Genomic DNA, 12581 nt, shown 5'->3' on the forward strand with positions numbered 1-12581 from the left:
GGTTATTATAATAGGTTTCTATACATTTCAACTTCTAAACTTCTTCGTCTTTGGTATTTTTTCTCCACTTAAAAATTTCTCTGCTCCCACATTTTTACCATTGCTCGGACATCCTTCTTTTGGTTTATTAAACACACTACAGCTTGTAATGAAAGACACGGTTGTAACAAGAATCGCTGCTTTAATAAGGTTTTTCATATCGTGTTTTTTATCAAACATATAAACGAATTAATAGCAAAAAAAGATTGCTCAATATCTATAAATTTTCTGGCGGCTGTTCTTGAAACCATGCCGAGTACTTGATATAATTGTTGGCAATACGGTCAATCTCTCCTTTTATCAAGTCTTCACTAATATCTTTTACATTTTTTGCAGGTACTCCGGCAAAAATGCTGCCAGCCTGTACTATGGTTCCTTCAAGCACCACGGCTCCTGCGGCAATAATGGAATTGCTGTGAACAATTGCATTATCCATAACAATTGCTCCCATTCCTATTAAAACATTATCGTGAATCACACAGCCGTGAACCATAGCGTTGTGACCAATAGAGACATTATTTCCAATGATTGTAGGATGTTTTTTATAGGTACAATGAATAATAGCTCCGTCTTGAATATTTACTTTGTTCCCGATGGTAATAAAATGAACGTCACCTCTAACCACACTATTAAACCATACGCTACAGGAATGACCAAAGCTAACATCGCCTACTATAGTGGCATTTTCTGCTACATAACAATCGTCGGGAATATATGGTGTTTTTCCGTTGACAGATTTTATTAACATTGTAAAAATATTAAAATTAGGGAAATTGCAGGACTAATTAATGGCGGGACAATTACACTCATATTTTTCGGGTTTGCAAAATAAATCCATTCCAAAAGTAATCTGATGGAAACCACCTGTGTCAAAATTCACATCACCAGAGAGATTAGAATAAGTATAAGCAAACAAGAAACTCTTATAATTAACCCCTATAACAGGAGTTAAATAAGTTAATTTCTGTGAGGACACACCATTACCACTAAGATACTCAGCGCCATCAAAACTGGTGCGATACGATAATGCAGCCCAAAGTCTACCAAAATCGACACTTTTATAAGCTTTCAAATTAATGTCAATTGATTTTTCTTTGGTTTGATCTACTAATTGAAACATCAATGAAGGTTCCAATAAAATTTTCTCTTTATCGCCAAAAACAAATCCGGCACTCAATAGATATCTTCTTAAATTAGAACTTTCAAATTCAGTATAAATTTTTCTCTTGGATTCAATCACATTCTGAATCGTTCCGTGAACATAAAAATCAAGATAGTTATAAGAAGCACCAATGTCAAGATTAAAATAAGAGGCGTCTTGTACAATAACACCGTTAATAATTGGATCAAAATCACCTGATTGTAAAAACTCAGTTTCGTCTAATTGGCTTTGAAAAAAATCGGCGCTCATACCAAAAGACAGTTGATTCAAACTGATTTCATCACGAGAAAACATTAAATGGTGTGCATAGGTCAATTTTGCTCCTTTTTGAGAATGATACCCGTTTTTGTCATTAAAAAGTATAATTCCCAAACCTGATTTTTCACCTACTCTTCCATTATAGCTCAACGTCTGAAGCGCTGGAGCATCTGTCTGATCAAACCATTGTTTTCTTGCAGTAAGTCGTATTTTATCACAATTGGCAGCTCCAGCCATCGAGGGATGAAGCAAATAATAATTGTCCGATAAATAGTCGGAATACACCGGAATTCCTTGTTGAGAAAAAATGTTTTGAACTATGAAAAATAGAACTATTAAAATCTTATATTTATGATACATCAAAAAGCTATTGTTTTTAGATATTGTGGTAAAGGTATAACTATTTTAAAATAAAGAAATACAATTTAACTTAAAACGTCCTTAAAGTTAATTTATTCTACAAAAAATCAAATATAGTTAATACTAGAAAATATCTTTATTATTTTTGTACAAAATTAAAAAAATTATGTCTAAAATTGTTACCAAAGAAACACAAAATCCAAGTATATTAAAATTTGAATTCGAAGATTTTATAACTCAAAACGAAAGTTTCGAGTTTAAAAATATCGACGAAACCAAGAATTCTCCACTAGCACAGCAATTATTTTACTTGCCCTTTGTAAAAACTGTATATATATCTGGGAATTTTATCGCCATCGAAAAATTCAGCATTGTAGAATGGGAAGATGTAAAAGATGCCGTTGCAGAACAAATCGAAACATTTGTGACCAATGGCGGAATAATTATTACTCCATCTGAAAATAAAACGCAAAAACAACCGATAACCGTTTATGGCGAAACCACTCCAAATCCTGCTGCGTTGAAATTTGTGGTAAGTAGAATGCTGACAAAAAGCCCTGTGGAATTTAAAAATATCGATGAAACAGCTGCTTCGCCATTGGCAAAAGAATTATTCAAATTTTCGTATGTGAAAGAAATTTTTATCGATGAAAATTATATTTCTGTAACCAAATATGAAGTCGCTAATTGGGGTGAAATCACATTAGAACTTAGGACTTTTATCAAACAATATATCGAAAACGGAGGAACTGTTCTTGACGAAAGTGTCATTTTAGCCAAAGCTGAACAAGAAAAAACAAAAACTCTAGAGTTTGATCATTTGGATGTTACTTCACAACAAATCATCAATATCTTGGAGGAATATGTAAAACCAGCCGTACAAGCCGATGGTGGAAATATTGCTTTTGAATCTTATGATGAAAGTGATAAAACAGTAAAAGTTATCCTTCAAGGAGCTTGTAGCGGTTGTCCTTCATCAACATTTACGCTAAAAAGTGGTATCGAAAATATGCTGAAAAGCATGCTTAACGATGACAACATAAAGGTTGAAGCAATAAACGCTTGATTAGAGTGTTCAGTTTTCAGTGATCAGTAATCAGTCATTGCTTTTAAAAACTCTGAACATTAAATCCGAACATTGAAAACTGATCAGTGTTTACAATTAATAAAAAAAGAAAAGCGATTCTCAAAAATGGAAAATCGATCTTTTTTTTGACTCAACTGAATACTAAAAAACTGAACACTGAACACTGAAAATAGATGAATTTACTTTCTCAAGAAAGCAGTCCGTATTTGTTGCAACACGCCAATAATCCTGTGCATTGGAAAGCGTGGAATGCCTATTCATTGGCTGAAGCCAAAGAAAAAAATAGCCTCATTATTATCAGTATTGGATATTCGGCTTGCCATTGGTGTCACGTGATGGAACACGAAAGTTTTGAAGATCAGGAAGTCGCTGATGTTATGAATAAGAGTTTTATCAACATCAAAGTCGATCGCGAAGAACGACCTGATGTCGATGCCGTTTATATGAAAGCTGTTCAGTTAATGACCCGTCGTGGTGGTTGGCCGTTAAATGTGGTTACACTTTCCGACGGAAGACCCATTTGGGGTGGAACCTATTTCAGAAAACAAGATTGGATGGAAACTCTGGGTCAGTTGCAAGAAGTGTATCGTTCTAGTCCTGAAAAAGTGCTAGATTACGCCGAAAAATTGCATCAAGGAATCCAATCAATGAGTTTTATTGACAATAAAAAAGCGGAAACTACTCTAAATCAAGAGGATTTAATTCCTTTAGTCGAAAAATGGAAACGCGATTTTGATTGGGATTTTGGTGGAATGTCCAGAGCTCCAAAGTTTATGATGCCCAATAATTATCATTTTTTGTTGCGTTTTGCTTTCCAAAAAAACGATATGAAATTATTTGATTTTGTGAATCTGACCTTGACCAAAATGGCTTATGGAGGGATTTTTGACACGGTCGATGGCGGATTTTCGCGTTATTCCGTTGATAATAAATGGCACGTTCCTCATTTCGAAAAAATGCTTTACGACAACGGTCAGTTAATTTCCTTATATAGCGATGCCTATAAGTTGACCAAAAATACATTATATAAAGAAGTCATTGAAAAAACACTTTCTTTTATCGAAAGAGAGTTAATGAATTCCGAAGGCGGTTTTTATTGCGCTCTTGATGCTGATAGTTTAAACGCTGAAAATCATCTTGAAGAAGGCGCTTTTTATGTTTGGAAAATTCCAGAATTGAAGACGATAATTGGAGAAGATTTTGATTTGTTCAGTCAAGTATTCAACATCAACACCTTTGGATTGTGGGAAGACGGAAATTATGTCTTGATTCAAAATCAAAGTCTGGAAGGAATAGCACAACGCAATACTATCGAAGTTTCAACACTCGAAGGCAAGAAGAAAATTTGGGAACAAAAACTTTATATCGAAAGAGAAAAACGTTCTAAACCAAGATTGGATGACAAATGTCTAACCTCTTGGAATGCGATTATGCTCAAAGGTTTTGTTGACGCTTACAAAGCTTTGGAAAATGAAAATTATCTCGTTTTAGCCCTTAAAAACGCTGATTTTATCATTAAAAACCTATGGTCGGGTGAAGGGAATTTATTCCATAATTATAAAAATGAGGAAAGTAGCATCAACGGCTATTTGGAAGATTATTGCTTTGTAATTTCTGCCTTTATAAGTTTGTATGAAGTGACTTTTGACGAAAAATGGCTTCACTTCGCCAAACAATTGACAGACTACAGTTTGGAACATTTTTATGACAAAAAATCAGGATTTTTTGCTTTCACTTCCAATCTGGACGAAGCTTTAATCACATCGCATTTTGAAACTGAGGACAATGTGATTCCAGCATCGAATTCGGTGATGGGGAAAAACTTGTTTCAATTGAGTATTTATTTTGAAAACTCCAATTACGAAAAGGTAAGTATTCGAATGCTGCAAAATATAATTCCAATTATTGAATATCCTTCTGCCTATTCCAACTGGATGGATTTGGCTATGAATAATTCAGAACAAAACAAAGAATTGGCGATTTGCGGCGATTCAGCAGTAGAGGATTGCCAAAAAATAAACAGTTTCTACTTTCCAAATGTGGTTTTGGCTGGCACGAAAAAAGTTTCCAATCTTCCTTTTTTGAAAAATCGTTTTACTGAAAATGTAACCCTATTTTATCTTTGCCAAAACAAGACTTGTTCAAGTCCGAGCACTGATTTTAAAGAAATTCTTTCTAATTTAATTTAGAAATCAAAAAATAAATAATTCTTATATTTGCAAATAAACCAATACCTTCTCTTTTTGAGAAGGTTTCTATTCCAAAAAATGACTGTCAGCACACAAAACTTTACCAATTACGTCGAGACTTTTATCAAAATTTTAATTGATTATTCTCCAAAATTGATTTCGGCTTTCGTAATTCTATTCGTTGGGCTTTATGCGATTCGAGTAATCAACAGGCTTATTAGAAAAATTATGGTGAAAAGAGAATTAGATCCCACATTAACGAAGTTTCTTGCCGATATTCTGCTTTGGGTTTTAAGGGTTTTATTGTTTGTTACTTTCATCTCGAAGTTAGGAATCGAAACCTCTTCCTTTGTTGCCGTTCTAGGCGCAATGGGACTTGCCGTTGGTTTATCACTGCAAGGTTCACTTTCTAATTTTGCTGGCGGAATGTTGATTATTGTTTTCAAGCCATTCAAAGTGGGCGATACCATTGAAGCACAAGGTAGCATAGGAACGGTTAGTGAAATTCAAATATTCGTAACTAAATTAATCAATGCCAACAATCAAACTATTTTTATTCCGAATGGTTCCTTGTCCAACGGTATAATTACCAACTATTCGATGCAAGGTTTCAGAAAGGCCGATTTGACCATTTCGATTTCTTATGACACTGACATCAAAAAAGCCAAAGACATCATTACTAAAGTATTAAACAATAACCCAAAAGTGCTAAAAACTCCAGCGGCAGAAGTTTCTGTAAAAAATTTGACAGATAGTTCTATACAACTGGCCGTTAGACCTTGGGCAAATAACGAGGACTTTTGGGGCGTTTACTCCGATACTTTGGAAAACTGTAAACTAGCTTTTGACGCAGCTGGTATTGTGATTCAACCTTTTGTTAAAGAGGCTTCTGCAAAAAATGATTAAATTACTACGAAAAAAAAGGTTTGTCAGCTTTAAAAAAAGTTGAAAAACCACCGGTCTCATAATCTCTTTATCCATTTATCGGGATTTATAGAGGTATGAAAAACGCCTAAAATCCATAATGTGTTTTCTTCTTTTAGAAAACGAAAATGAATTGTAAACGGAAATGTTTTTACTACCGCTATTTGAACATCTTGATACCTAACTTGAATTTTTTCAGGGTTTTCAGCGATGTAATTTATTTTTTCTTTCACCTCTTTCAAAAATCGAAGCCCTAACCCTTTTTGAGCTTGATTGTACCAATTTACAGATTCCAAAACATCTTCTTTGACAAAAATAGCGTACTTAATTTTAGCTCGCATCTTCTACTTCTGTCCAAAATTGCTCTTCATCTAATAACAACTCAGGATTTTGTTTAATGGCTGCTACTCGCTCTAAAACAATATCTTTTTGCCATTGCGGAATCTCATCTTCGACCTCTGAAGGTAAAATAATTACTTCAACACGAGTGGCGGTAAAACCCTCGGGAAGCACAACACTAAAAGAATTGTTTTTTACTTCAATAAATTGTCGGATAGCATTCATAACAAAGGATTTAAATTGAATTGTTAAAAACAAAGATAAACAATTATTTCTTCGAAACCGTCATCAAAAAATCCTTCAAATAATACGGTTCAAAATAAGCGACATCTACAAAGTCGTTTTTTTGGTATTTTTCGAAACTAAGGAAACTCATTTCTTTTGCCGATGGATATTTGATTCCTTCCAAGAAAATAAAGTTTTCCTTAATTAAAACCGGTTTACATTTCTCGGCACAATCACCCACAAAATAAAGTGTTTCTTCTAAATCTTCAAATGATTTTTCGGTAATGATCTCGGCTTGAACAGCTCTTTTCTTTTCGAAATTTGGAGTGAAAATAGCACTGTAGACTTCCATTCTTCTAGCATCAAGCATTGGAATTATCAATCCGCTAGAAACCTTGGCTTGCAAAGCCAAAACCTGCGAAGTATCAATTGCAATTAGCGAAATCCCCAAAGCATAACACAATCCTTTTGCCGCAGAAACACCTATGCGCAATCCTGTATAAGAACCTGGACCTTGACTGACAGCGATTGCAGATAAATCTTTGAAAGTTATGCCAGCTTCTTGGATAATTTCTTCAATAAAAACGTGCAAACGTTCAGCGTGGGAATAGCCTTCTTCGGCAAATTCTTTGCATAGGATTGTTTTTCCGTCTTTTGCCAAAGCAACAGAGCAATTTTTGGTAGCGGTTTCGATGTTGAGAATGTAAGGCAAAAGGTTTGTTGTTTATTGTTTGTTGTTTATTGTTTTTTTCGAAACTTTAAACCTTAAAACTGGATTTACTGAACACTAAAAACTGATTACCTGTCTGCCGACAGGCAGGCTGAACACTATTTCTTCTCTTCCGCTTTATCTGTAGTCACTTTATCACCCGAATTCAAATCTTTTGAAACTGTCGAATATGGTCCAGTGATAACCACATCTCCTTTTTTTAGTCCAGTAAGCACTTCAATATTCGTATCGTCTTGAATTCCAGTTTTAATGATTCGGATTTTGGCCTTATCTCCCACTTTTACAAAAACACACTCCAATTTTTTATCGCTTTTTGGAGCTGCTTTTTTCTCATCTTCGTCTTCTACTTTAAAACCTTTTACAGCTGTAGTATCTGATTTTACTACTACTGAACTAATTGGCACAGACAAAACATTGGCTCTTGTTTTAGTAATAATATCAACAGTTGCGGTCATTCCAGGTCTGAAAGGCGAATAAGTTGCTGGTTTTCCTTCTAATAAATCTTGATACGATTCTTTTAGAATTCTAATTTTTACTTTAAAATTAGTCACTTGATCCGCTGTCAAAGTAGAACTTGCCGAATTAGAAATACTTGTTACAATCCCTTTAAATTGTTTTTTCAAATAAGCATCAACCTCAACGTTAGCCTCGTTACCCACTTTTATTTTTACGATGTCATTTTCATTCACATCGACTTCCACTTCCATATTATTCAAGTTGGCTACACGAAGAATTTCGGTTCCAGCCATTTGTTGGGTTCCCAATACTCTTTCACCCAATTCCACATTAAGGACAGAAATTGTTCCATCGGCTGGCGCATAAATAGTGGTTCTTCCTAGATTATCTTTGGCTTCATTTACTGTTGCCGAAGCACTTTGTACATTGAAATAAGCCGATTGTTTACTAGCTTTGGCCACTTCAAAAGAGGCAACTGTTTTATCCCAATCCGATTTGGAAATAATTCCTTTGTCGAACAAGGTTTTGTTTCTATCGTAATTCGCTTTGGCTTCTTTGAACGAAGCATCGGCTTGGCTCAAATTTGCTTTGGTTCCAGATAAATTAGACAAAGTACGATTGTATCCTGAAGTGTATAAATCAGGATTTATTTTTACTAATAAATCGCCTTTTTTGACCACTTGTCCTTCAATAACATTCAAAGCTATAATTTCGCCTGAAACTTCTGAGGAAATTTTCACTTCAATTTCGGGTTGGATTTTCCCAGTTGCAGAAACGGTTTCAACAATAGTAGTGGTCTTAATATTGGCAATTTCTACCGATTTCCCTTTGTCTTTATTTCCAATAACTTCTGTTTTCGAAAGTACTATTAATACAGCAATTATGGCAACTGCTACTCCTATTAATAAATAAATGGTTTTTTTTGACATGATGAATTAATTTTTTATGATTGGAATTCCAAAATAGAATTCTAGTATTTTAATTTTAAAAATATAATCGTATTTGGTTCTCAAAACTTCGGATTGAGCATTAGAAAGCAGTGTTTGCGACTGATTGAAATCGAAAGAATTCATCATTCCTACTGCATATCTTTCTTTGGCATACTTAAACGCTTCTTCTCTTGCCTCCGCAGCTGTAATTGCTGATTCATAAGCATTCAGACCTCCTTTGGCATCTGTAAAAGCTGTATAAACATTTCTTTGCAAAGTTAATTCTTCTTGTTCAACGGCAATTTTAGATTTCTCTAAATTTACTTTGGAACGTTCTACGTTATTTTTTACTGACCAACCGTTAAAGATGGGGATGGATAATTGTGCGCCAAAGGATTGACCCTTGTTGTCACTAAACTGATTAAAAAATGAAGGAGCTGACTGAGTGCCGATTATTTGTCCCTTGTCATTAAACAATGGCACATCTGCGTAAGAAACACGGCTGTTAAAATTATAAAAACCTTGTAATGTAGGCTGAAAAGCACCTTTAGCAATGGCTACATTTTTTTCTGAAATTTCTAAATTGGTTTTTGCGAGTTTCAATTCGGTTCTTAATTCTTTTGCTTTATCATAAATTGAATTTGGAGTTTGAGACAAGATTTTATTTTCGTCTTTAGCTGAGGTATCATCGGTTACGTCAAAATCATAAAACTCTTTGAGTTGTAATAATTGTGCTAAACTCAATTTTGAAATCAACAAAGCATTTTCGGCAGCCACTACATTTTGATTATTTGCAGCTACTGTTGCTTTTATGTCTAACAAATCGCCTCTTGGCACAGAACCTGCTTTTACTAATTCTTCCGAGCGAAGTAATTGTTTTTCGTTGTTGGCTTTTTGTTCTTGTTGCACTTTCAAATTTTCTTTGCTGAAAAGAACTTGTAAAAAAGCATTGGCAACATTTAGTGCAATATCTTCTTTCATTTTTGTTAACTGATATTTGGCCGCAACAATGGAAAGATTTGATCGGCGGAGCGTGTTTTGATTTTGCATACCTCTATAAATATCAACTCCTACATTTGCACCTGCAGCGGTAAATTGTGTTGTTTGATTCCGCAACAATCCAGTTGTAATATCTTGATTTAATCCAATATTCCAAGAATGGGAAGCATTAGCATTTAGCGAAGGCAAAAAATTTCCTTTTGCGGCTTTTTTATCAATATCGGCAGTTTTGGTGTCTAATTCGACTTGCTTTATGGAAATGTTGTTATCGATAGCATATTTTACACATTCTTCTAAAGTCCATTTTTTTGTTTGAGCCTGAATCGACAGGCTAAACATCACGATGATAACGAGTGAGAAATATTTAATTTTTTTCATATTATTCGAATGAAAGCATAGCAAAGATACTACACTAATTTAACAATTATTTTAAATTCAATTTGTTTTAGGAGAAAAGTCTATTGTTTTGGTTCGTCAGTTTTCAAACCTTGGTTCCAAACTTTAATTTTATCAGTAGATTTAAGTCCGCTTTTTATTTGCACATAAATTCCGTCACTAACGCCTAGAACAATATCTTTTCTTTGAAACTTTTGTTTTCCAGTTTCAATCTCTATGTATGGTTTTTGAGTTTTTTTATCAAATTGAACTAAAGACTCTTTTAAGGCTTGTACTTTATCTGCTTTTTCTAGTATAATCGAAGCATTCGCACTTAATCCAGCTCTGATAAATGTGTTATCCTTATTCGTTAAAGTTGCTTTGATTTCAAATTGAATGGCACCGTTTTCTGCTTTTCCTTTTGGTGCTATGTAAGTCAAAACGGCTTCAAATTTTTTGTTTTCGATGGCTCCAACAGTAATTTCGATAGGCATATTCAATCTAATTTTCCCTACTTCAGACTCGTCTACTTTACCTACAAATATCATCTTTCCGATATCTGCGACACTAGCAATAGTCGTTCCTTCGTTGAAATTATTACTTTCAATCACTTGATTCCCCACTTTCACCGGAACATCTAGCACCATTCCGTTTACAGTTGAACGAATCGTAGTATTGGCATAACTTCCAAGCCCAGAAGTGGTGCCAGTTTTTGCAATATCATAGTCCTGTTTAGAAGCTGCATAATTTTGCTTGGCTTGCTTGTAAGCCACTTGCGCCGCATCAAAGTCATTAGCAGAAATTACGCCTTTGTCGAATAAAGTTTTTTGTCTTTGGTATAATTTCTCTTGATTTTCCAAGTTTATTTTGGCTGTTTGAACTTGGTTTTGAGTGTTACTCAAATTCGACACATTGGCAACCACTTTGATTTTGGCAATCATATCTCCCGCTTTTACAGATTCACCCGCTTTGATATAAACGGATTCAATTATTCCCGAGATATTTGGTTTGATCAATACTTCTTCATCGGGAACTATATTTCCGGTGGCAAGCGTGCTTTTGATAATTGTTTTAATTTCTACTTTATCCGTTTCAAAAACGATAGGCGATTCTTGGTTTTTGGCATACAAATAATACAAAGCCCCGAAAAAAACTATGGCTATAAGAATCAGTACGGTTATGGTCACTCCTTTTTTCATTTTACTGTTTTTAGTCGATTATTATTGATTTTGATTGATTATTTATTCTGTTCGTAATGCGTCTACAGGTTTTACATTTATGGCTGTTTGAGCAGGTATAAATCCTGCCAATAAACCTGATCCTACTAATATTAACAAAGCTATAAAGACTACTGTTAAATCGACACTTGGATTAACAAACATCATTCCTTCTGATGGCATTGTGGCTAATATCATATTTAGTATTCCTAAAATTCCTGTTGCCACAGCAATCCCAAACATTCCTGCTATTATGGTCAGAAAAATAGCTTCTGACAAAATTTGGGTTCTAATGGCGCCAGGTGTTGCCCCTAAGGCTCTTCGGATTCCGATTTCTTTTGTTCGTTCTTTTACAACAATCAACATAATATTTGATATCCCAATAATACCCGATAATAATACTAATGTACCCACAAAATAAGCAATGAATTTAAGCACCATAAATAAATCCTGCACTTTTTTAAATTCTTCGAATAAATCAAAATTACCCACTGCTCTTTCGTCATCGGGATGAATGGTGTGCCTTTCCTTCATAAAAGCTATAATACCGGGCTTCAAAGCGGTTATAGATGCATCATCTTTTGCAGTAAGTGCCATCCAACCTACTCTGTCTCCAAAATTAAAAGCCTGTTGAAAGGTAGTAAACGGAATGAAAATATTTTTTTGTGCAGATTCAGCATTTCCATTATTATTGCCTTTAGATTTGTACACGCCAACCACCATAAAATTTACACCATTAATTTTAATGTATGTTCCTATAACTTCCTCAGTAGTTTTATACAATTCAGCAATAACTCCATTACCGATAATTGTAACTTTACGTCTGGAAAGAATGTCTTGTTGATTGACAAAACGTCCTTTGACGATTTCCATTTGCTCTTGCTTGATCAACTCTGGATAATCTCCGTAAATGGTGTAAGCTCCCGTTTTTGTCCCTCGTATTACATTACTAACTCCATTAAAATCACCCAATTGGTTGCGAGGAGAAACATATAATAAATCAGGGAATTTTTGTTTTAAGGCACCTACATCATTGTTTCTGAATTCGAACTGTCGGTTTTTAGGCAAACCTTTGTAGGCTTTTGAAACACCTTGTGTCCACATAAACATCGTGTTTGTGGCGATTCCGTCAAATCCTTTTTTAACACCATTTTCTAATCCGTTTGAGGCTGCTAATAGTATAACTAATATAAAAATACCCCAGAACACACCAAAAGCAGTTAAAACTGTTCGGAAGGTGTTTGCCGTCAAAGCCTCTAAAATTTCATTCCACTTTTCTCTATCAAACATAA

13 protein-coding genes are annotated in these 12581 nt (G+C 34.5%); 3 read left to right on the forward strand and 10 right to left on the reverse strand.

The genetic code is table 11. From position 1 onward, the window contains the following. Positions 1–27: 27 nt before the first annotated feature. From RMO83_RS16120 to RMO83_RS16130, 3 genes are read right to left on the reverse strand one after another with little or no spacing between them, the layout of a single operon-like run. Complete coding sequence (locus tag RMO83_RS16120) at positions 28–198, reverse strand: hypothetical protein (protein ID WP_310560725.1); 171 nt, start codon at positions 196–198, stop codon at positions 28–30. Between the two features lie 58 nt (positions 199–256). Next, complete coding sequence (locus RMO83_RS16125; RefSeq protein ID WP_310560726.1) at positions 257–787, reverse strand: gamma carbonic anhydrase family protein; 531 nt, start codon at positions 785–787, stop codon at positions 257–259. A 33-nt stretch (positions 788–820) separates the two neighbouring features. Further along, on the reverse strand, positions 821–1819 hold the full coding sequence (locus RMO83_RS16130; protein ID WP_310560727.1) for a type IX secretion system membrane protein PorP/SprF: 999 nt from the start codon (positions 1817–1819) through the stop codon (positions 821–823). A gap of 166 nt (positions 1820–1985) precedes the next feature. On the opposite strand from RMO83_RS16130, the gene RMO83_RS16135 reads away from it, so the two are divergent. The 3 genes from RMO83_RS16135 (at position 1986) to RMO83_RS16145 (ending at position 6001) form a co-directional block, all read left to right on the forward strand. After that, positions 1986–2885: a NifU family protein gene (locus tag RMO83_RS16135; RefSeq protein ID WP_310560728.1), complete on the forward strand. Its 900-nt coding sequence runs from the start codon at positions 1986–1988 to the stop codon at positions 2883–2885. Positions 2886–3079: 194 nt separating this feature from the next. Next, positions 3080–5095, forward strand: a complete 2016-nt coding sequence (locus RMO83_RS16140; protein WP_310560729.1) for a thioredoxin domain-containing protein — start codon at positions 3080–3082, stop codon at positions 5093–5095. 78 nt (positions 5096–5173) lie between these two features. Then, entirely contained in the window at positions 5174–6001 is an 828-nt protein-coding gene (locus tag RMO83_RS16145) for a mechanosensitive ion channel domain-containing protein (protein WP_310560730.1), read from the forward strand. 56 nt (positions 6002–6057) lie between these two features. Here the strand turns inward: RMO83_RS16145 and RMO83_RS16150 are convergent, their stop codons facing one another. The 7 genes from RMO83_RS16150 to RMO83_RS16180 form a co-directional block, all read right to left on the reverse strand. Continuing rightward, entirely contained in the window at positions 6058–6360 is a 303-nt protein-coding gene (locus RMO83_RS16150; RefSeq protein ID WP_310560731.1) for a type II toxin-antitoxin system RelE/ParE family toxin, read from the reverse strand. Further along, on the reverse strand, positions 6350–6583 hold the full coding sequence (locus RMO83_RS16155) for a hypothetical protein (RefSeq protein ID WP_310560732.1): 234 nt from the start codon (positions 6581–6583) through the stop codon (positions 6350–6352). The genes RMO83_RS16150 and RMO83_RS16155 overlap by 11 nt, the downstream gene beginning before the upstream one ends. Positions 6584–6626: 43 nt before the next feature. Beyond that, positions 6627–7295, reverse strand: a complete 669-nt coding sequence (gene tsaB / locus RMO83_RS16160; protein ID WP_310560733.1) for a tRNA (adenosine(37)-N6)-threonylcarbamoyltransferase complex dimerization subunit type 1 TsaB — start codon at positions 7293–7295, stop codon at positions 6627–6629. A gap of 116 nt (positions 7296–7411) precedes the next feature. Further along, complete coding sequence (locus tag RMO83_RS16165; RefSeq protein ID WP_310560734.1) at positions 7412–8698, reverse strand: efflux RND transporter periplasmic adaptor subunit; 1287 nt, start codon at positions 8696–8698, stop codon at positions 7412–7414. A gap of 6 nt (positions 8699–8704) precedes the next feature. Then, a complete protein-coding gene (locus tag RMO83_RS16170) occupies positions 8705–10075 on the reverse strand; it encodes a TolC family protein (RefSeq protein ID WP_310560735.1) in 1371 nt (456 codons plus the stop codon). 80 nt (positions 10076–10155) lie between these two features. Next, complete coding sequence (locus RMO83_RS16175) at positions 10156–11271, reverse strand: efflux RND transporter periplasmic adaptor subunit (protein ID WP_310560736.1); 1116 nt, start codon at positions 11269–11271, stop codon at positions 10156–10158. Positions 11272–11313: 42 nt separating this feature from the next. Beyond that, positions 11314–12579: an ABC transporter permease gene (locus tag RMO83_RS16180; protein WP_310560737.1), complete on the reverse strand. Its 1266-nt coding sequence runs from the start codon at positions 12577–12579 to the stop codon at positions 11314–11316. Positions 12580–12581 lie beyond the last annotated feature (2 nt).

The sequence above is a fragment of the Flavobacterium sp. genome (genome assembly GCF_031423415.1).
Taxonomy (GTDB): Bacteria; Bacteroidota; Bacteroidia; order Flavobacteriales; family Flavobacteriaceae; genus Flavobacterium.

Excerpts from the sequence above, each read along its gene's own strand:
- RMO83_RS16140 (WP_310560729.1), top strand. The coding sequence starts at position 3,080 with ATGAATTTACTTTCTCAAGAAAGCAGTCCGTATTTGTTGCAACACGCC.
- RMO83_RS16135 (WP_310560728.1), top strand. The coding sequence starts at position 1,986 with ATGTCTAAAATTGTTACCAAAGAAACACAAAATCCAAGTATATTAAAA.
- RMO83_RS16120 (WP_310560725.1), bottom strand. The coding sequence starts at position 198 with ATGAAAAACCTTATTAAAGCAGCGATTCTTGTTACAACCGTGTCTTTC.
- RMO83_RS16145 (WP_310560730.1), top strand. The coding sequence starts at position 5,174 with ATGACTGTCAGCACACAAAACTTTACCAATTACGTCGAGACTTTTATC.
- RMO83_RS16170 (WP_310560735.1), bottom strand. The coding sequence starts at position 10,075 with ATGAAAAAAATTAAATATTTCTCACTCGTTATCATCGTGATGTTTAGC.
- RMO83_RS16155 (WP_310560732.1), bottom strand. The coding sequence starts at position 6,583 with ATGAATGCTATCCGACAATTTATTGAAGTAAAAAACAATTCTTTTAGT.
- RMO83_RS16150 (WP_310560731.1), bottom strand. The coding sequence starts at position 6,360 with ATGCGAGCTAAAATTAAGTACGCTATTTTTGTCAAAGAAGATGTTTTG.
- RMO83_RS16165 (WP_310560734.1), bottom strand. The coding sequence starts at position 8,698 with ATGTCAAAAAAAACCATTTATTTATTAATAGGAGTAGCAGTTGCCATA.
- RMO83_RS16130 (WP_310560727.1), bottom strand. The coding sequence starts at position 1,819 with ATGTATCATAAATATAAGATTTTAATAGTTCTATTTTTCATAGTTCAA.
- RMO83_RS16180 (WP_310560737.1), bottom strand. The coding sequence starts at position 12,579 with ATGTTTGATAGAGAAAAGTGGAATGAAATTTTAGAGGCTTTGACGGCA.
- RMO83_RS16175 (WP_310560736.1), bottom strand. The coding sequence starts at position 11,271 with ATGAAAAAAGGAGTGACCATAACCGTACTGATTCTTATAGCCATAGTT.
- RMO83_RS16125 (WP_310560726.1), bottom strand. The coding sequence starts at position 787 with ATGTTAATAAAATCTGTCAACGGAAAAACACCATATATTCCCGACGAT.